Origin of the sequence: Sphingomonas sp. GM_Shp_1 (genome assembly GCF_026540895.1) — a bacterium.
GTDB lineage: Bacteria > Pseudomonadota > Alphaproteobacteria > Sphingomonadales > Sphingomonadaceae > Sphingomonas.
The window spans coordinates 42,197-65,255 of record NZ_JALNUR010000011.1; the positions used below are offsets into that span (position 1 = coordinate 42,197).

At 66.2% G+C, this 23,059-nt stretch carries 1 protein-coding gene and 1 pseudogene; both read left to right on the forward strand.

From position 1 onward, the window contains the following. Positions 1-57: 57 nt before the first annotated feature. Positions 58-6,693: pseudogene (locus OXQ33_RS07985) on the forward strand (YDG domain-containing protein); the annotation flags it as partial. Positions 6,694-6,727: 34 nt separating this feature from the next. After that, on the forward strand, positions 6,728-22,873 hold the full coding sequence (locus OXQ33_RS07990) for a YDG domain-containing protein (protein WP_267434152.1): 16,146 nt from the start codon (positions 6,728-6,730) through the stop codon (positions 22,871-22,873). The last annotated feature ends 186 nt before the right edge of the window (positions 22,874-23,059 follow it).

The window sequence follows — 23,059 nt, forward strand, 5'->3', positions numbered from 1 at the left end:
CGACCGGACCGGTCGGGCGCAGCCAGATGCATATGACAAACACGGGGTGATGAAATGATGACGAACAGGGGCAAGCGTTGGTATTGCGGCACGAGCGGCGTCGCGTTGACCGTTGCAGCGGGGGTGCTGCTGCATACCGCATCCGCGCAGGCGCAGACCGTCGGCGGAACGGTCGTGGCCGGTCAGGCGACGATCACCGGCCAGGGAACGGCGCAGACCGTCGTCAACCAGAGCAGCGACCGGGCGATCCTCGACTGGAACCGCTTCTCCCTGAACGCGGGCGACGCGGCGATCTTCCGCCAGCCCGATGCGAAGTCCATCACCGTCAACCGCGTGACCGGTAGCGACCCGTCGACGATCCTGGGGTCGATCCAGGCCAATGGTCAGGTGGTGCTGATCAATCGCAACGGCGTGCTGTTCGGCAAGGGTTCGACCGTCGATACGGCCGGGCTGATCGTCACCTCGCACGACATCGACGCGGCGGGCTTCATGGCCGGTGACCGTGTGCTGCGCTTCGACAATGGCGGCAACGATGCCGCGGAGATCGTCGTCGAGGGGCGGATTTCGATCCGTGACGCCGGCATGGCGGCCTTCGTCGCCCCGCGCGTGCGCAATGCCGGGCTGATCCAGGCCGATATGGGCCGTATCTCGCTGGGCGCAGGCAAGGGCTTCGGTATCGACCTTTACGGCGACGGGCTGGTGCGCTTCAGCGCGGGCGACGCGATCAACGAAACGCTGAAGGATGCGTCCGGCACGCCGTTGAAGGCGCTGGTCGAGAATGAGGGCACGATCACGGCGCGGGGCGGGCGGATCCTGCTGACCGCTACCGCCGCGCGCGAGGTGGTCAATGCCTCGGTCAATGTCGGCGGCGTCGTGCGCGCGGATTCCGCGACCTCCCAGGGCGGCGTGATCACCTTGAGCGGCTCGGGCGGCATCATCACCGAAACGGGGTCGATGATCCTGGCGAGCGGCACCAGCGGCGGCGCCGTCGCGGTCGAGGGCGGAGCGGTCGGCCTGGGCGGCGTCATCGACGCCTCCGCCACCGGCTTGCGCCAGGCGGGCGGCACCATCACCGTCAACAGCGGCGGGCTGTTGTCGCTGGGCGGAACGACACGCGCGGCAAGCGCGCTGGGGTCGGGCGGTAGTGTCGGTTACAGCGCCGCTCGGCTGTTCGAGAACAGCGACGGGCGTACGGACGCCTCCGGTCTGATCGACGGCGGCGCGATCCGTTCCGTGATCGGCGGCACCACCATGACCTCGGGCCGGTACACGGCGGACGGTATCTATGGCGCGGGCGGGCGTATCGACCTGACCGCGATGGACCTGCGCCTGTTGAGCACGACGATCTCGGCGACGGGGCGGCAGCGGGGCGGCCTGGTCCGCATCGGCGGCGCGTTCCAGGGCGGCAAGGCGGCGGATCCGTCCAAGTCCTATACGCAGAGCTTCACCGGACGCTGGGGAGCCCTGCCGACGCTGGCCGCGGCGGGACATAGCTTCGTCAACGACGGGACGCGGATCGATGTGTCGGCGAGCCGTGGCGACGGCGGCACGGCGGTGATCTGGTCCGATGCGCAGACCACCTTCCTCGGCGCGATCGACGCGCGCGGCGTCACCGCCGACGGCTCGGTCGAGATTTCCTCCGCACAGGACCTGCGGCACGCCGCGCTGGACCGGGTGACCGTGGGGAAGGGGCAGTTGCTGCTCGACCCGAAGAATTTGATCATCGGTGACGTCGTGGCACAGCAAGGATGGTCCTACATCGGAATCATGGGGAAGGGCTATACCCCGACAGATGTCGCTCGTCTCGAGCAAAACGATCACTTCGGTGCTAGTGTCGCACTGAATGCGACGGCGACCCGGATGGCGGTCGGCGCAGTCAGCGATCGCGGAGTAGACAACGCCACGAACGGAGCAGGAGCCGTATATCTCTTCAGCTTCACGGATTCCAACTTCGGCGGCGGTGCTTTGGAAGGAATCATCGGCAGGGGATATGCCGGTGGCAAGAATATCAATATTTCCGGTTTGGAACAATCCGATGCCTTCGGCCAAACGGTATCTTTGAACGCTGATGGTACGCGACTTGTCGTGGGGGCACCCGGTGATATGGGGGCGTCAAATGCCGTTATAAATGCCGGTGCTGTATATCTTTTCAGGTTCTCAGGTACAAATTTCTCCGGTGCTTCGACGCCCATCATTATGGGTTCTGGTTATAGCGGATCGAATATTTCCGTTTCTGGGGTAGGCAGCTATGACTATTTCGGAAGTGCCGTTTCATTAAATGCAAGCGGTGACCGCTTGGTTGTCGGTGTTCCTGGCGATGATGGCCAGAATTATACGACGCAGAGTTTGCAATATGGTGCTGCCTACCTGTTCGGGTTCAGTGACACCAATTTCAGCGGTGCTTCCCGCATCGCTACGATCGGCAGGGATTACACTGGCGGCAATAATATAAATTTCGCCACGCTGGTCAGTAATGGCGACTTTGGACGATCCGTCAGCTTGAATGCAGCCGGGGACAGACTGGCAGTCGGCGCCTCGGCCTTTGCGACAGCCGGAAATGCCGGTGAGCAAACTGGCGCAGTGTTTCTCTACAGCTTCAATGATACCACCTTTGGCGGTGGATCGCTGACTGCCGTGATCGGCAAGGGGCAGACCGGCGGTAAGAACATCAACGTCACTGGATTGGGGCGGAACGAATTCTTCGGTAGCGCCGTCGCCCTGAACGCCGATGGTACACAGCTGGCCGTTGGCGCGCCTTATGATGCCGGTGCCAATAACAGTTTCCAATATTCCGGGTATGTCCGACTATTCTCCTTCAGCGACGGTAATTTTTCGGGAGGCGTATTCTCGACAGGCGTTGGGCGAGGAACGGATCCCAATACGCCGAGTCTGGATGTAACCCAGATTGATCCATATGATAACTTTGGGAACAGCGTTGCCTTTAACGCCACCGGCGATAAGCTGGCTGTTGGTGTTGCCGGCAAGCGGGGTGCTTCCAACGCTGATGCGGGATCGGGGGCCGTCCTGCTCTTCGGCGACGTTCCCCCATCGAATGCCGGCTGGTCAACGCCGACCTATGGTAGCAACCCATCCGACACGGTGACGGTCAGCGCCACCGATCTGGCGGCGCAGCTCGCCAGTGGAGCGGCGGTCACGCTGCAGGCCTCGAACGATATCACGGTCAGCCGGCCTGTGTCCGTTACCCCGGGGTTCGCGACTCCCGGTGCGCTGACGCTGCAGGCGGGCCGGTCGGTCCTGATCAATGCGGACATCACCACCGGCGGTGGCGACGTGACGGTGATCGCCAACGACTGGCTCGCCAATGGCGTGATCGATGCGCAGCGCGACGGCGGCGCCGCGGCGATTACCATGGCGGCGGGGTCGGCGATCAATGCCGGCAGCGGCAACGTGACGTTCGACATGCGGAGCGGCACCGATAAGACCTATTTCGCCAGCAACGATATCGCGCTTTCGTCCATCACGGGCGGTCGCATCAGTGTCGTCAATGACGGGCCGAGCCTGGGGAATGGTGTCGTGGTGCTGTCGGGAGCGGTGCTGACGGCGGGGGCGTCGGGCGAGGCCATCAACCTCGTGGGCGACAGATTCATCAACTCCGGGGGGACGAATGCCCTGGTGACGCCGGCCGGTTACTGGTCGATCTGGTCGCGGACACCCGACAACGACCAGGTCGAGGGCCTGAACTTCGAGTTCAAGCAATATGGCGCAACCTACGGGCAGAGCAGCATCGCGGGTACCGGAAACGGCCTGATGTATCGAGCGACGGCGGCGATCGGCGCGCGTTTAGGGGTGACCTCGAAAGCCTATGACGGGACGACGACGGCGCGGGTCAACGGGCTGGGCGCCACGGGCGTACTCGCGGGCGACAGGGTCATCCTGGACGCGGCGGGCGCGTCCTTCTCCGACGCGAACGCCGGGTTGGACAAGACCGTCACTGCGACGGGGCTTTACATCCTTAGCGCGTCGTCCGGGGGCAAGCCGGTCTATGGCTATACGCTGATACCGACGTCGGTGACGAACTCGTCCAGCATCATCACGCCCGCGGTCCTTTCGATCGGCACGCCGTCGATTGCGGACAAGGTGTACGATGGCACGACGACCCCGGGTGCACTGAGTATCGGTGCGCTCTCCGGCTTCGTGGGCACGGAGACCGTCGACGTCGCGGGTGCCGCGGCGGCGCTGTCGAGCCGCAATGCCGGGATCTACACGACCACGGTGGCCTATACGCTGTCGGACGGGACGAATGGGGGTCGGGCCTCCAACTACACGCTGGCGCCCTCGACGGTTTCGGCCGTCGTTACGCGCAGGCCGCTGACCGTTTCCAGCCTGTCGGTGTCCCCCAAGGTCTATGACGGATCGACGATGGCGATCGTCACCGGCGGAACGTTGACGGGCGTTCTCGCGAACGATGACGTGACCAGGGGCGACATCAACGGTCAGTTCGTCGACAAGAATGTGGGCACTGGCAAGGCGGTGACGCTGTCCAGCTTCACGCTGACGGGTACCGACGCCGACAATTACACGCTGGACCAGCCGACCGGGCTGACCGGGACGATCACGGCCCGCGAGGTTTCGCTGGTCGGTCGATTGGTGGCCAGCAACAAGGCCTATGACGGGACGACCGCGGCGTCGGTCGACACGCGCTTCCTGACGATCGGCAACGGGGTGTCGGGCGACGCGGTGGCGCTGGATTACACCGGTGCCACGGCCAGCTTCGCGGACAAGGATGTCGGCAGCGACAAGCCGGTGACGCTGAGCACCACGGGCACGCTGACCGGCGCGGATGCGGGCAATTATGTCCTCGTCGCATCGGCGCCTATGGCCGCCGCGAGCATCACCCCGGCGATCCTGTCGATCGGCACGCCGTCGATCGCGGCCAAGGTGTATGACGGTACGACGACCCCGGGCGCGCTGAGCATCGGTGCGCTGTCGGGCCTGGTGGGTGCGGAGACGCTCGGCGTCGAAGGTGTCGCGGCGGCGCTGTCGAACCGCAATGTCGGGACCTATAGGACGAGCGTGGCCTATACGCTGTCGGACGGCACCAATGGCGGCCTGGCGAGCAACTATCTGCTCGCCTCCTCGACCGGCGTGTCGGCGGCCATCGTCGCCAAGGGGTTGACGATGGCCGATATGCTGGTGGCGACGCGGACCTATGACGGCACGGCCGCCGCGTCGCTCCGTGGTGGCCGTCTGGTCGGTGTGGTATCGGGAGAAGATGTCCGGGTCGATGCGGGCGTCGGCCAGTTCGCGGACAAGAATGTCGGCACGGACAAGGCCGTTACCGCATCGGGCTTCACATTGTGGGGCGGCGATGCCGGCAACTACACGCTGGCGCAACCGAGCGGGCTGACCGGAACGATCACCGCCCGGCAGCTTTCGCTGACCGGTCAATTAGTCGCAGGCGACAAGGTCTATGACGGCACCACCGCCGCCTCGGTCGACACCGGCGGCCTGACGCTCGTCAATGGCGTTTCGGGCGATGCGGTGGCGCTGGATTATACCGGCGCGACCGCCAGCTTCGCCGACAAGGATGTCGGTGCGGGCAAGACGGTGACGCTCAGCACGGCGGGCACGCTGACCGGCGCCGATGCGGGCAATTACCTCTTCGTGGCAACGGCACCGACCGCAACGGCGAACATCTCGCCGGCGACCCTGTCGATCGGCACACCGTCGATTGCCGACAAGGCGTATGACGGCACGACGGCCCCGGGTGCGCTGAGCATCGGTGCGCTGTCGGGGCTGGTGGGTGCGGAGACGCTCGGCGTCGAGGGTGTCGCAGCGGCGCTATCGGGCCGCAATGTCGGCACGTACATGACGAGCGTGGCCTATACGCTGTCGGACAGCGCCAATGGCGACCTGGCCTCCAACTATGTGCTGGCGCCTTCGAGCGGCGTGTCGGCGGCGATCGTCGCCAAGGCGCTGACGATCGCCGACATGCTGGTGGCCACCCGGACCTATGACGGTACGACCGCCGCCTCCTTCCGTGGTGGCCGTCTGGTCGGCGTGGTATCGGGAGAGGATGTCCGGATCGAGGCTGGCGTCGGCCAGTTCGCGGACAGGAATGTCGGCGTGGACAAACCCGTTACTGCGTCGGGCTTTGCGCTGTGGGGCGGCGATGCGGGCAACTATATGCTCGCCCAGCCGACCGGGCTGACCGGAACGATCACCGCTTTGTCGGTGTCGCTTGGCGGGACGCTGCTGGCCCGCGACAAGGTCTATGATGCCGGAACCGCCGCCCTGGTCGATACCAGCGGGCTGTCGCTGACCGGTATCCTGGCCGGTGATACGGTCGCGTTGAGTTATGCGGGAGCGACCGGCAGCTTTGCCGACAAGAATGTCGGCACGGGCAAGACGGTAACGCTCAGCACCCTGGGCGTGCTCATCGGGACGGATGCGGGCAATTATCGCATCGCCGGATCGGCACCGACGGCAACCGCCAGCATCACGCCGGCCACGCTGCGGATCGGCAACCTGACCGTGGGGAGCAAGGCCTATGACGGGAACACGGTGGCGCCGATGCTCGGCGGCAGCGTTGTCGGGCTCGGCCAGGATGCGGTGGCGCTCGTCACGTCGGGCGTGAACGCGCGGTTCGCGGACAAGAATGTCGGCAACGGCAAGGCGGTGACGGTGACCGGCTACACCTTGTCGGGTATCGATGCCGGCAACTACACGCTCGTCCAGCCGACCGGCCTGTCAGGCACGATCACGCGTGCTCGCGGGCGATACGGTGAACCTGAGCGGCGGCGCCGCCAGCTACGACACCAAGAATGTCGGCTTCGGCAAGACGGTGAGCGTGTCTGGCATGGCGCTGACGGGCACGGATGCCAGCAACTATTCGGTCAATGCGACGACCTCGGCACAGGTCGGCGTGGTCACGGCCAAGGCGCTGACCGCCAGCATCAGTGCGCTGAGCAAGACCTATGACGGCAACGCCTTCGCCAGCCTCTCGGCGGGCGACGTCACGCTGACGGGCCTGGTCGCGGGCGACAGCGCCACGCTGGGCGCCGGTGCGGTGGCGAGCTATACCAACAAGAATGTCGGCACGGGCAAGTCCGTCGTGGTCGCCGGCCTGACCCTGACGGGGACGGACGCGGGCAACTATACCGTCGCCAACACCGTCTCCACCAACAATGGCACCATCCTGGCGCGCGCCCTGACGATCGCGCTCAGCGGCACCGCCAGCAAGGTCTATGACGGAACGACGACCGCGACTCTGACGTCGGGCAACTTCAGCGTCAGCGGCCTGCTGGGCAGCGACAGCGCGACGTTGTCGACCGGCGTTGCGGCATATGACACCAAGAATGTCGGCACCGGCAAGACCGTCACGGTCACGGGCATGGCGCTGACCGGGGCGGACGCCGCCAACTACACCTTCGCCACCAGCGTGACGGGCAATATCGGTGCCATCACCGCCAAGACGCTGACCGCCTCGGTGGTCGACATCAGCAAGACCTATGACGGCACCACCTCCGCCACGATCGGCGCGGGTGGCCTGTCGCTGGCCGGTGTGATCGGCGGCGAGGCCGTGACCTTCGGCACGGGCGCGACCAGCGTCTATTCCGACAAGAACGCCGGTACCGGCAAGGCGGTGGTCGTCAGCGGCCTGTCGCTGACCGGCGCGGATTCGGCGAACTATGTCCTCGCCAGCAACACGATCAGCGGCCTGGGCACGATCCAGAAGAAGGCGCTGGGGCTGTCGCTGACGGGAACGGCGTCCAAGATCTATGACGGTACGACGGCCGCGACGCTGAGCAACGCCAACTATGCCATGACCGGCGTCGTTTCCGGTGACACCGCAGCGCTCGTCCTGGGCACCGCCGTCTACGGCAACAAGAATGCGGGCACGAACAAGGCGGTTTCGGTTTCCGGCCTGAGCCTGTCGGGCGTGGATGCGGGCAATTATTCGATCGCCTCGACGATCGCCGGAACGATCGGCACGATCACGGCGAAGGCGCTCACCCTGACCGCCGTCACCGGCGAGAAGGTCTATGACGGCACCACCACGTCGTCCGAAGCGGTTCAGGTCACCGGTGTGGTCGGGGGCGATACCGTCGCCGCGACCCAGTCCTATGACGCACCGAGGGCGGGTACGCGCTCGCTCCAGGTCGATGCGGGCTATGTCATCTCCGACGGTCATGGCGGCGCGAACTATGTCGCGACCATCGGTTCGGCGGCCAGCGGCACGATCACGCGGCGTCTGCTGACGGCGACGGCGGCGGCCGACAACAAGAGCTATGACGGCACCACCGGCGCGACCGGTACGGTGACGCTGGCGAACGTCGTGGCCGGCGACACCGTCAGCGCCGGCGGCGGGCTGCTCGCCTTCGTCGATCGCAATGCGGGCGTCGGCAAGGCCGTCACGGCCAGCGGCTGGGGCCTCGCGGGTGTGGATGCGGGCAATTACACGCTGGGGACGATCGCCAACGGCGTCGCCAATATCGGCAAGGCGACGTTGACGCTGACGGCGGCGGCGGACAGCCGCACCTATGACGGCACGGTGGCCTCGACCGGCACGGTGATGCATTCCGGCCTGATCGCCGGTGACACCTTGGCCTCCGCGACGCAGGTGTTCGACAGCAAGAATGCGGGCAGCCGGACGCTCGCCGTGAACGCCTATACCGTCAACGACGGCAATGGCGGCGCGAACTATCAGGTGGTGCTGGTCGGCGCCAACGGCACGATCGCGAAGAAGGAACTGACGGGTCAGCTTACCGGCACGGTCAGCAAGATCTATGACGGCACCACCACCGCCTCCCTGAGCAGCGCGGACCTGACCGGCATCATCGCCGGGGATCTGGTCAGCGTTTCGAACACGGGCGCGAGCTATGCGGACAAGAATGTCGGCACCGGCAAGACGGTGACCGTGACGGGCATGAGCTTGGGCGGTGCGGACGCGGGCAATTATCTGCTGCGCTCGACCTCGGCCTCGGGCGATATCGGTGCGATCATCGCGCGGACGGTGACGATCGATACGTCCGGGCGCGGCGCCAAGACCTATGACGGCAATGTCTCGCTCAGCACGAGCCAGCTCGCGCCGCTGACGCTGATGCTGGCCAGCGGCGATGCGGCGACGCAGGCGATGCTGGCGGCGGACGGCGTCGCGATCGATGCCTCGGGCATGACGGGCACGCTGGCGGACCGCAATGCGGGCTCGGCCAAGAGCCTGACCCTGAACGGCCTGACGCTTTCGAACAATGCGACCGGGAATTACGTGCTGTCGTCCGCTGCGGTGACGGGTCTGGCCGATGTCGGTCGCAAGGCGCTGACGCTTACGGCGGGCAATGATTCGAAGACCTATGACGGCACGACCCTGTCGGTCGTTCCCGTCGCGTCGTCCGGCATGGTGGGCAACGACGGCTTCACCGCGACGACCAGGTTCGACCAGAAGAATGCCGGGACGCGCCAGCTCATCGTCGACAGCTATACCATCGAGGATGGCAATGGTGGCGGGAACTACCTCGTCACCACGGCCGCCGGGACCGGCCGGATCTTCCAGCGACTGGTCGCCACCACGGCGATCGCCGACAATAAGGTCTATGACGGTACGACCAATGCCACCGGCACCTTCACGCCGCTGACCAACGTCATCGCCGGGGATAGCCTGAGCGTCGCGGGGACCATGCAGTTCGCCTCGCGCAATGCGCGGACCGGGGAAACCGTATCGGTCTCGCAGGCTGCGCTGACCGGCGCGGACGCCGGCAACTACGTCCTGAACACCATCGCCGACACGACGGCCGACATCACGCCCGCGTCGTTGATCCTGCGTGCGGTGGAACAGACCCGCGAATATGACGGCACGACGCTGTCCAACGGGACGGTGGCGGCGACCGGCCTGATGGCTGGCGACAGCTTCACCGCCACCCAGTCCTTCGTGTCGAAGAATGCGGGTAGCCGCGCGCTGACCGTGAATTCCGACTATCGTATCTCGGACGGGGTCGACGGTCGTAACTATGTCGTCACGCTCGCCGGTGCGACAGGGACGATCACACGCCGCACGCTGACCGCGACGGCGACGATCAATACCAAGGTGTATGACGGGACCACGGCGGCGACGGGCTCGTTCGACTCCCTGATGAACATCGCGCTGGGCGACGATGTCGCCGTCGCGGGCGGGACGCTGACGTTCGCCGATCGCAACGTCGGCTCCAACAAGGCGGTCACCGTCACCGGCGCGTCACTGGGCGGGACGGATGCGGGCAATTATATCCTGAGCGGCGCCGTGTCCGGCGTCGGCCGGATCACTCCCGCGGCGCTGACGTTGAATGCCGTCGGCGATACCAAGGTCTATGACGGCACCGTGAATTCGGCGGGCATCGTCCAGACCGTCGGTCTGGTCGGCGGTGACGCCGTCATCGCCACCCAGACGTTCGATGCGAAGGATGCCGCAGGCCGCACGCTTCAGGTGAACAATTATTCGGTCATCGACGGTAATGGTGGCCGCAACTACGATGTGACGCTGGGCGCCACGGCGGCGGGGACGATCACGGCGAAGTCGCTCAGCGCCGACGTCACGATCAACAACAAGGTCTATGACGGCACGACCACCGCGACCGGCACCATCAACGGCCTGACCGGCGTCATTTCCGGCGACACGGTGTCGGTCGACATGTCGAACGGCGTCATCAGCTTCGTCAATCGCGATGCGGGTATCGGCAAGGCGGTGACCGTCGGCGGCCTGACGCTGAGCGGCGCCGATGCGTCCAACTACCAGTTGGCGGGGACAGCCAACGGCACCGCCAACATCGCCAAGGCGACGCTGACGCTGACGGCGGCGGCGGACAGCAAGACCTATGACGGGACGCTGCTGTCGAGCGGTGTCGTGACCGCCAGCGGTCTGGTCGGCGGCGACACGATCAGCGACATGACCCAGGCGTTCGATACGAAGAACGCGGGCAGCCGCACGCTGAGCGCCAATGCCTGGACGATTGCCGACGGCAATGGCGGCAACAACTATGTTGTCGCGAAGGTCGATGCGGTCGGCACCATCGCACAGAAGCTGCTGACCGGTGAGATCACCGGACGGATCAGCAAGACCTATGACGGCACCGATACGGCCACGCTGAGCGCGGCCAATCTGGACGGGATCATCGCGGGCGACGTGGTGACGGTATCGAACACCGGGGCCACCTATGCCGACAAGAATGTCGGCACGAACAAGCTGGTGACGGTGTCGGGCCTGGCCTTGGCGGGGACGGATGCGGCGAACTATGCACTGCAATCGACCTCGACCCAGGCGGCGGTCGGCACGATCCTGGCCCGACAGATCGCGCTGAGCGTCACGGGCAATGCGGCCAAGACCTATGACGGCACGACCTCTCTGTCCGCTGGACAACTCGGCACGCTGAGCTTCGTGCTGGCGAACGGCGACACGGCGACCCAGGCGCTGCTGACCAGCGACGGCGTGGCGACGGACCTGAGCGCCGTCACGGGCACGCTGGCGGATCGCGATGCGGGCAACGGCAAGAGCGTGACGCTGACCGGCTACGGGCTGAGCAACAACGGCCTTGGCAACTATGTCCTGACGACCGGGTCGATCCAGGGCGTGGCGAATGTTGCCAAGGCGACGCTGACGCTGACGGCGGCAGCCGACAGCAAGACCTATGACGGCACGGTGCTGTCGAGCGGTGTCGTGACCGCTAGCGGTCTGGTCGGCGGCGATACGATCAGCGACATGACCCAGGCGTTCGATACGAAGAATGCCGGCAGCCGCACGCTGAGCGCGAATGCGTGGACGATCAGCGATGGCAACGGTGGCAACAACTATGCGGTGACAAAGGTCGATGCGGTCGGCACCATCGCGCAGAAGCTGCTGACCGGTGAGATCACCGGCTCGATCAGCAAGACCTATGACGGCACCGACACGGCGACGTTCGGCGCGGCCAATATCGACGGCATCATCGCGGGCGACGTGGTGACGGTATCGAACACCGGCGCGACCTATGCCGACAAGAATGTCGGCACGAACAAGCTGGTGACGGTGTCGGGCCTGGCGCTGGCGGGGACGGATGCGGCGAACTATGCGCTGCAATCGACCTCGGCCCAGGCGTCGGTCGGCACGATCCTGGCGCGTCAGATTGCGATCAGCGTCAGCGGTACCGCGGCCAAGACCTATGACGGCACGACCGCTCTGACGGCTGGCCAGCTCGGCACGCTGAGCTTCGTCCTGGCCGATGGCGACACCGCGACCCAGGCGCTGCTCACCAGCGACAACATCGCGGCGGATCTGAGCGCTGTGACGGGCACGCTGGCGGATCGCAATGCGGGCAACGGCAAGAGCGTGACGCTGACGGGCTATGAACTCGTCAACAACGGGCTCGGCAATTACGTCCTGACGAACGCCTCGATCCAGGCAGTGGCCAACATCGCAAAGGCGACGTTGATGCTGACCGCAGGGTCGGACAGCAAGACCTATGACGGGACGGCGCTGTCGAGCGGTGTCGTGACCGCCAGCGGCCTGGTCGGTGGCGACACGATCAGCGATATGACCCAGGCGTTCGATACGAAGAACGCCGGCACCCGCGTGCTGAGCGCCAATGCCTGGACGATCGGCGACGGTAATGGCGGCAACAACTATACCGTCACGAAGGTCGATGCGGTCGGCACGATCGATCGCAAGCTGCTGACCGGCCAGCTCGTCGGAACGGTCACCAAGACCTATGACGGCACCGACATGGCGACGCTGAGCGGTGCCAATGTGGCGGGCATCATCAGCGGCGACGACGTCATCGTCTCGAACACCGGCGCGACCTTCGCCGACAAGAATGTCGGGACCAACAAGGCCGTGTCCATCACGGGCATGAACCTGAGCGGCAGCTCGGCGGGCAATTATCTGCTCCAGTCAGACTCGGCGACCGCCTATATCGGCACGATCTTCGCGCGTACGGTGACGCTCAACCTGGCCGGTCTGGGTACGAAGACCTATGACGGGACCACGGCCCTCGCGCACAGCCAATTGGGTTCACTGGCGCTGACCGCTGCCAGCGGCGATGCGGCGACGCAGACGCTGATGGCGACCGACGGCGTTTCCCTGAACGTGTCGGGCATGACCGGCGTGCTGGCCGATCGCAACGCGGGGACCGGCAAGGGCGTGTCCCTGTCGGGCTATACGCTCGACGGCAATTCGCTCGGCAACTATGTGCTGGCCTCCAACACGGTCAGCGGTCTGGCGAATGTCGATCGTGCGACGCTGGTCCTTACGGCGGCGAACGAGAGCAAGACCTATGACGGCACGGTCGCCTCGACCGGCACGGTCGGTGTCGTCGGGCTGAAGACCGGCGACACCATCACCGATCTGTCGCAGGCCTTTGCCAGCCGCAACGTGGGCAACCGCGCGTTGCAGGTCACCGGCTACAGCCTCGATGACGGAAATAACGGCGCGAACTATATCGTTCAGCGGGTCGATGGCACCGGCGCGATCGCGCAGCGTCAGCTGAGCGTCATCGCGACCGCCAACAACAAGGTCTATGACGGCACGACCACGGCGACCGGCACGTTCGGGCCGTTGCAGAATATGGTCGTGGGCGACAGCGTCGGCGTCACCGCGACCCTGGCCTTCGCCGATCGCAATGCGGGGGCGGCCAAGACGGTCACGGCGTCGAACATCATCCTCAGTGGAGCGGATGCGGCCAACTACTCGCTGACCAGTATCGCGGACAGCGTGGCGGATATCGCCAAGGCGTCGCTGGTGCTGACGGCGGTAACCGATGTGCGCCAATATGACGGCACCCGGACCTCCACCGGCGTGGTGTCGGCTGCTGGCCTGGTATCGGGTGACAGCTTCACCGCGACCCAGTCCTTCGCCGACAAGAATGTTGGCAGCCGCGCGCTGCGGGTCGATGCGGACTATGCCGTCACCGACGGCAATGGCGGCAACAACTATGTGGTGACGCTCCAGGACGCGACGGGCGCGATCACCCAGCGCGTGCTGACCAGCTCGGTCACCGTCGATACCAAGGAGTATGACGGCAATACGGCCGCGACCGGCACCTTCGGCGCATTGCAGAACATCGTCGCCGGAGAAACGGTGACGCTGTCGGGCGGCACGCTGTCCTTCGCCAACCGTAACGCAGGGGCGGGCAAGGCGGTCAACGTGACCGGCGCGACGCTGGCCGGTGCGGATGCGGCCAATTACGTGCTGAGCTCGATCGGTGGCGGCACGGGTACGATCACGCAGAAGGCCCTGGTCCTGAACGCGGTGACGGATACGAAGGTCTATGACGGCGCCACCGCCTCGGCGGCGCAGGTGCAGGCCGTCGGCTTGGTCGCGGGCGACGTGGTCGCCGCGACCCAGTCGTTCGACAGCAGGAACGCGGGCGACCGCACGCTGGCCGTCAATGGCGGCTGGGCGATCGCGGACGGCAATGGCGGCAACAACTATGCCGTCACCATCGGCACCACCGCCTTCGGCACGATCAGCCAGAAGGTTCTGCAGGCGATCGCGACCGTCAACGACAAGGCCTATGACGGCACCATCGCAGCGACCGGCGCGGCGACCGGCCTGTCGGGCGTGGTGGGCGCCGACGCCGTGGCTTTGGGCGGAAGCGGCGTGTTCGCCTTCGTCGATCGCAACGCCGGTAACGGGAAGGCGGTCACCGTCAGCGGCATGACCCTGACGGGCGCCGATGCCGGTAACTACAGCCTCGCGTCGATCGCCAACGGCACCGCCAACATTGCCAAGGCGGTGCTGACGCTGACGGCGGTGACGGACAGCAAGACCTATGACGGCACCGTCGCGTCCAGCGGCGTGGTCACGCACTCCGGCCTGGTGGCCGGCGATACGATCAGCGGCCTGACCCAGGCGTTCGACAGCAAGGCCGCGGGCAACCGCACGCTGAGCGCCAACGCCTGGACGATCAGCGACGGCAATGCCGGAGGCAACTATGCGGTGACGAAGGTCGACGCCGCGGGATCCATCGGGCAGAAACTGTTGAGCGGTGAGCTCAGCGGCACCGTCACCAAGGTATATGACGGTACCACGACCGCGACGCTGCTGCCGACCAACCTGCTGGGCGTGGTCGCGGGCGATGCGGTGGTCGTGAGCACCACCGGCGCGGACTATGCCGACCAGAATGCCGGGACCAACAAGCTGGTCACCGTGTCGGGCATGTCGCTGAGCGGCGCGGATGCGGGCAATTATGTGCTTCAGAGCGCGTCCACATCCGCGAACGTCGGTGAGATCACCGCGCGCCGGATCGTGGTCAGCACGACCGGCCGGGGTGCGAAGACCTATGACGGCACCACGACGCTGGCGGCGAACCAGATGGGCTCGCTCGTCTTCCTCGCGGCCGATGGCGATGCCGCCACCCAGGCTCTCCTGTCGGCCGATGGCGTCTCGCTGAACGCCACCGGCGTGACCGGTACGCTGGCCGATCGTAATGCGGGTACGGGCAAGGCCTTGACGCTGACCGGCTATGCGCTGGATGGCAACGGGCTCGGCAACTATGCGCTTTCGTCCACCACGATCGGTGGGCTGGCCGACGTCGCGCGGGCGACGCTGGTGCTGAGCGCCGTGGGTGACAGCAAGACCTATGACGGCGTGCGGACGTCGACCGGCTCGGTGGGGATCACTGGGCTGATCGGTAGCGATACCGCCACGGCGGTCCAGTCCTTCGACAGCCGCAATGCGGGTGACCGGGTGCTGCAGGTCACCGGCTATAACATCGTCGACGGCAATGGCGGCGGCAATTATGTCGTGACGCTGCAGGACGCGGTGGGCACGATCGCCAAGCGGGAACTGACCGCGGCGGTCATGGTCGCCGACAAGGTCTATGACGGCACGCGCGCCGCGACCGGTACGTTCGGTGCACTCCAGAACCTCGTCATGGGCGACACCGTCAGCGCGACGGCGGCGATGACGTTCAACGATCGCAATGTCGGTGCGAGCAAGCTGGTCACGATCAGCGGCGTGACGTTGACGGGTGCGGATGCGGGTAATTACGCCCTGCTTCCGATCGCCAGCACGGCGACCGCGTCGATCACCCGGGCCGCGCTGTCGCTGACGGCGACGACGGATATCCGCCAGTATGACGGCACGCTGGCTTCGTCCGGCGCGGTCCAGGCTGTCGGCCTGGCCGCGGGCGACAGCTTCACCGCGACCCAGTCCTTCGCCGACAAGAATGTCGGCAGCCGGGCGTTGCGCGTCGATGCGGGCTATGCCCTCGCAGACGGCAATGGCGGCAACAACTATCTGGTGACGCTGGTCGATGCGACCGGTGCGATCACGCAGCGCGTGCTGACCAGCTCGGTCACCGTCGATACCAAGGAGTATGACGGCAATACGGCGGCGACCGGCAGCTTCGGCGCGCTGCAGAACATCGTCGTCGGAGAAACGGTGACGCTGTCGGGCGGCACGCTGACCTTCGCCAACCGCAATGCGGGCGCGGGCAAGGCGGTCAACGTGACCGGCGCGACGCTGGCCGGTGCGGATGCGGCCAACTACGTGCTGAGCACGATCGGCGACGGTACGGGTACAATCACGCAGAAGGCGCTCGTCCTGAATGCGGTCGGCGATACCAAGGTCTATGACAACACCACCGCCTCGGCGGCGCAGGTGCAGGCGGTCGGCCTGGTCGCGGGCGACGTGGTCACCGCGACCCAGTCGTTCGACAGCAAGAATGCGGGCACCCGCACGCTGGCCGTCAATGGCGGCTGGGCGATCGCGGATGGCAATGGCGGCAACAACTATGCCGTCACCATCGGCACCACCGCTGCTGGCACGATCACGCCAAAGGCCGTGCAGGCGAACGCCACCGTCGACAACAAGGTCTATGACGGCGGCACCGTGGCGACCGGAACCATCACCGGCCTGGTCGGCGTGATCGCGGGCAACGATGTCCTCACCAATGGCAACGGCACGTTCGCCTTCGTCGATCGCAATGCGGGCGACGGCAAGACGGTTACCGTCAGCGGTGTCACGCTGACCGGCGCGGATGCCAGCAACTACACCATCGCATCGATCGCCAACGGCACCGCCAACATCGCCAAGGCGACGCTGACGCTGACGGCGGCGGCGGACGGCAAGACCTATGACGGGACGCTGCTGTCGAGCGGTGTCGTGACGGCCAGCGGTCTGGTCGGCGGCGACACGATCAGCGACATGACCCAGGCGTTCGATACGAAGAACGCGGGCACCCGCACGCTGAGCGCCAATGCCTGGACGATTGCCGATGGCAATGGCGGCAACAACTATGTGGTGGCCAAGGTCGATGCGGTCGGGACCATCGCACAGAAGCTGCTGACCGGTGAGATCACCGGTTCGATCAGCAAGACCTATGACGGCACCGATGCGGCGACGTTCGGCGCGGCCAATATCGACGGCATCATCGCGGGCGACGTAGTGACGGTGTCGAGCACCGGGGCCACCTATGCCGACAGGAATGTTGGCACGAACAAGCTGGTGACGGTGTCGGGCCTCGCGCTGACGGGGACGGATGCGGCGAACTATGCGCTGCAATCGACCTCGGCCCAGGCGGCGGTCGGCACGATCCTGGCCCGCCAGATCGCGCTGAGCGTCACGGGCAACGCGGCCAAGACCTATGACGGCACGACTGCTCTGACGGCGGGCCAGCTCGGCACGTTGAGCTTCGTGCTGGCGAACGGCGACACGGCGACGCAGGCGCTGCTGACCAGCGACGGCGTGGCGACGGACCTGAGCGCCGTCACCGGCACGCTGGCGGATCGCAATGCGGGCAACGGCAAGAGCGTGACGCTGACGGGCTATGGTCTGAGCAACAATGCGTTCGGCAACTATGCCCTGACGAACGCCTCGCTCCAGGCGGTGGCCGATGTCGCCAAGGCGACGTTGACGCTGACGGCGGCGGCGGACAGCAAGACCTATGACGGGACGCTGCTGTCGAGCGGTGTCGTGACCGCCAGCGGCCTCGTCGGCGGCGATACGATCGGCGGCGTGACCCAGGCGTTCGATACGAAGAACGCCGGCAGCCGCACGCTGAGCGCCAATGCCTGGACGATCAGCGACGGCAATGGCGGCAACAACTATGCGGTGGTCAAGGTCGACGCGGTCGGCACCATCGCGCAGAAGCTGCTGACCGGCGAGATCACCGGCACCGTCTCCAAGGTCTATGACGGGACGACGGCGGCGACGCTGCTGCCGACCAACCTGCTCGGCGTGATTGCGGGCGATGCGGTGACGGTGACGGCGGGCAGCGCCACTTATGCCGATCGGAATGTCGGTACGAACAAGCTGGTGACGGTGTCGGGCATCACGCTGAACGGCGTGGATGCGGCCAATTATCTGCTCCAGGGCACGACCGCATCCGCGAGTGTCGGCGAGATCACCGCTCGCCGGATCGCGGTGACGACGACCGGTCTGGGTGCGAAAACCTATGACGGCACGACCCTGCTGGGTACCAACCAGCATGGGACGCTCACCTTCCTTGCGGCGGATGGCGATGCGGTGACGCAGGCGCTGATGAATGCCGATGGCGTCGCCCTGAACGCGACGGGTGTCACCGGCACGCTGGCGGATCGCAATGCCGGGACCGGCAAGGGCGTGACGCTGTCGGGCTACACGCTCGATGGCAATGCATTCGGCAACTATGTCCTGGCATCCGCCACGACCATGGCGCTGGCGGATGTCGCCCGGGCGCAGCTGACCCTGTCGGCCGTCGCGGACAGCAAGGTGTATGACGGCACGTCGGCGTCGAGCGGTACGGTCGCCGTCACCGGCCTCGTCAGCGGTGACACGGTCACCGCGACCCAGGCGTTCGACAGCCGCAACGCCGGATCGCGTCTGTTGCAGGTGGGTGGGGTCACCCTCACCGACGGTAACGGCGGCGGCAACTATGTGGTGACGTTGCAGGACGCCAATGGCGTGATCGCCAAGCGCGACCTGACCACCTCGGTCTCCGTCAACGACAAGGTCTATGACGGCACCACGCTGGCCACCGGCACGCTCAGCCCGTTGCAGAACGTGATCGCAGGGGACGATGTCGCGGTTTCGGTCGCGATGGCGTTCGCCGACCGGAATGCGGGCGCGAACAAGACGGTGACGATCGGCACCGGCATGTTGTCGGGCCTGAGCGCGGCCAACTACAACCTCGTCCCGCTGCCGACCTCGGCCACGGCGACGATCGCCAAGGCCGCCCTCGCGCTCACTGCCGTCAGCGATATCCGCCAGTATGACGGGACCTTGACCTCGACCGGGACGGTCGTCGCCAACGGTCTGGTCGCTGGCGACAGCGTCACCGCCAGCCAGGTCTTCGACAGCAAGAACGCTGGCGGACGGACGCTGCGGGTCGCTGCGGGCTATGCGCTCAACGACGGTAACGGTGGCAACAACTATGCGGTGACGCTGGTCGATGCGGCGGGTGCGATCACCCAGCGTGTTCTGACCACCTCGGTCGCGGTCGACACCAAGGAGTATGACGGCACCACCGCGGCGACCGGTACGTTCGGCGCGCTCCAGAATTTGGTGAGCGGCGAGACGGTGACGCTGTCGGGCGGAACGCTGGCGTTCGCCGACCGCAATGCCGGTATCGGCAAGGCGGTCACCGTCACCGGCGCCACGCTGGGCGGAGCGGATGCGGCCAATTACGTGCTGAGCACGACCGGCAACGGTACGGGCACCATCACGCGCAAGGCGATCGCGCTCAACGCGGTGACCGACAGCAAGGTGTATGACGGCACGACCGCCTCGGCGGCACAGGTACAGGCGGTCGGCCTGGTCGCGGGCGACGTGGTCAACGCGACCCAGTCGTTCGACGGCAAGAATGCGGGCGACCGCACGCTGTCGATCAACGGTGGCTGGACCATCGCGGACGGCAATGGCGGCAACAACTATGCCGTCAGCCTCGGCAACCCGGCCGCTGGCGTCATCGTCCGCAAGGAGTTGCAGGTCACCTCGCAGGTCGCGAACAAGGTGTATGACGGCACGACGGCGGCGACCGGTTCCATCACCGGCCTGTCCGGCGTGGTCGCGGGCGACACCGTCGCCACCAACGGCACCGGGACCTTCGCGTTCGTCGACCGCAACGCCGGTATCGGCAAGTCGGTCACCGTCAACGGCGTGACGCTGTCCGGCGCGGATGCCGCCAACTATGTCCTCGGCACCATCGCGAGCGGCACCGCCAATGTCGCCAAGGCGCTGCTGACACTGACGGCGGCTGCCGACAGCAAGGTCTATGACGGCACAGCGGCGTCGGTCGGGACGGTCGCGATCAGCGGTCTCGTCGCCAACGACACCGCCAGCGCCACCCAGGCCTTCGACAGCAAGAATGCGGGCAGCCGCACGATCCTGGCCGACCGCTGGACCATCAACGACGGCAATGACGGCGGCAACTATGCCGTCGTCCGGATCGCCGCGAACGGCTCCGTCGCGCAGAAGATGCTGACGGGCCAGCTCACCGGCACGGTCAGCAAGGTGTATGACGGTACGACCGCCGCCACCCTGTTGCCGGTCAACATCGACGGTGTGATCGCGGGCGACGCCCTGACCCTGACCATGGCGGGCGCCAGCTATGCCGACCGCAATGTCGGCACCGGCAAGCGGGTCACGGTGAACGGCATGGCGCTGACCGGCGCCGATGCGGGCAATTATGTCCTCCTGTCGAACAGCGCCGACGCCGATGTCGGTACGATCACGCCGCGCGCGGTGACGGTCGTCGGCTCGGGCCTGGGCGCGAAGACCTATGACGGTCGTACGCTGCTCGATCACGACCAGCTGGGCACGCTGACGTTCGTTGCGGGGGGCGGGGATGCCATCACTCAGGCGTTGCTGGCGGCCGATGGCGTCGTCCTCGACACCAGCGGCGTCACCGGCACGCTGGCGGATCGCAATGCGGGCAGCGGCAAGAGCGTCGACCTGACGGGCTACGCGCTCGATGGAAATACGTTCGGCAATTACGAGCTGGTCAACCAGATGGTGCGTGGCGTTGCGGATGTCGCACGGGCGCGGTTGACCCTGACCGCAACGGGCGAGGACAAGGTCTATGACGGCACCACGACCTCGTCGGGCTCCGTCCAGGTGCTCGGCCTGATCGCGGGCGACACCGTGACGGCCGGTCAGGCCTTCGACACCAAGAATGCGGGCAATCGACTGATCAAGGTCGTCGGCGTCTCGCTGGCGGACGGCAATGACGGCGGCAACTATGCCGTGACGTTGCAGGATGCCTCGGGTGTCATCGCGAAGCGCACTCTGACCGCCACGGTCACGGTGAACGACAAGGTCTATGACGGTACCACCGTCGCCACCGGCAGCATCGGCTCGCTCGGCAATGTCGTGAACGGCGATAGTCTCGCCGTGGCCGCCAACATGGCGTTCGCCGACCGGAATGTCGGCGCCAACAAGGCGGTGACCCTGACGGGGGTGATGCTGGCCGGTGCCGATGCGGGCAACTATACCCTCGTACCGATCGCGAACAGCGTCGCCACGATCCGCAAGGCCGATCTGACGGTGACCGCGACCGCCGACCGCAAGGCCTATGACGGCACGATGGTGTCGAACGGCACGGTGACGGTCAGCGGCCTGATGGCCGGCGACCAGATGACCGGGTTGAAGCAGGCCTTCGACGGCAAGGATGCCGGTAGCCGGTCGATCGCGGTGACGGACTGGACGCTCGACGACGGCAATGGCGGCGGCAACTACAATGTCGTCAAGGTCAACGCGCTCGGCCTCATCACGCCGCGCGATGTCGTCGTGACCCTGAACAGCGCGTCGAAGCTGCAGGGGCAGGCCGATCCGGCACTGAGCTTCACGGTCACCGCCGGTGGCATGATGGCGGGCGACACGATGACCGGCAACGCCGTTCGCGAAGCCGGGGAAAGCGCGGGCGACTATGTCATCCGGCAGGGCAGTCTCTCGGCGGGCTCGAACTATGCGGTCACGGTCGTGAACGGCATGTTCCGCATTGTCGCCAACGGCACGGGCGGCGGCAGCACGGGCGGTGGCACTGGCGGCGGCAGCACGGGCGGTGGCACTGGCGGCGGCAGCACGGGCGGCAGCACGGGCGGCAGCACCGGTGGTGGCACCGGTGGCGGCAGCACCGGTGCCGGGGTGGTAACGCCGGAGGTCGTCAGGGAGGCGGCTTCGGTCGGTAACCAATTGCCTCCGGTCATCCGGGCCGACACGGGTGGAGCGGCCAGCGCTGGTGGCTCGACCTCCATCTCCACCGCTCCCTGGTTCGCCAGCGATCCCTTCGGTGGCGCGGCGCAAGGTGGGGCAGCCACCCAAGGCAATGCCGGGGGTCAATTGTCCGGCGGCACCCAAGGCGGCGCGAATGGCCTGAACACTGGCACTCAGGCCGGTACAAACGGGCTGAATAGCGGCACGCAGAGCGGCGCCAACGGCCTGAATGGCGGCATTCAGAACGGCGCGAACGGCCTGACTGGTAACAGCCAGGTTGGCACGACCGGCCTGAGCGGTGGCAATCAGAGCGGCAAGAACGGCCAGGCCACCGGCACCCAGACCAATGCGAGCGGTCAGCAGACCGGCAGCACCTCGGGCGGGAAGAACGGCCAGGGCACCGGTACCCGGACCAACGCCAACGGTCAGCAGACCGGTGATGCTCAGGCTAGCCAGAACGGCCAGAATGCCGGCACTCAAACTGACGCCAACGGTCAGCAGACCGGCGACGCGCAGGACGGCAAGAACGGCCAGAATGCCGGATCTCAGGATGATACCGGCCGGCGGCAGAATGGCGATGACCAAGGCGGTACCGATGGCCAGAACGGCGACGGTACGGCGAAGGGCTCGAACGATGGTGACGGCGGCGAAGGGGATAAGGCCTGCGCGTCGGGTTCTAAGAGTGCGGGCAATTGCGTGCCGGCCAAGGGCTTCACGCTTCCCTATCCGACGAACCGGATCATCACCCCGATCATCAGGTTCCTGCAACGTTAAGTGAGGTGAGGCGGGAATTGGGCGCCGTCGGTGGCGGCGCCCGAACAAAGGAATGACATTGCAGGCCCCGCCACCTTGAAGGGGGCGGGGCCTGAATGATTCTCGGGCGATGGATGAATATCCGCCGCATGTGGTCCGGAGCGACGTGGAACCTAAGCCGGATCAACATTCAGGCGGAAGGGTTAT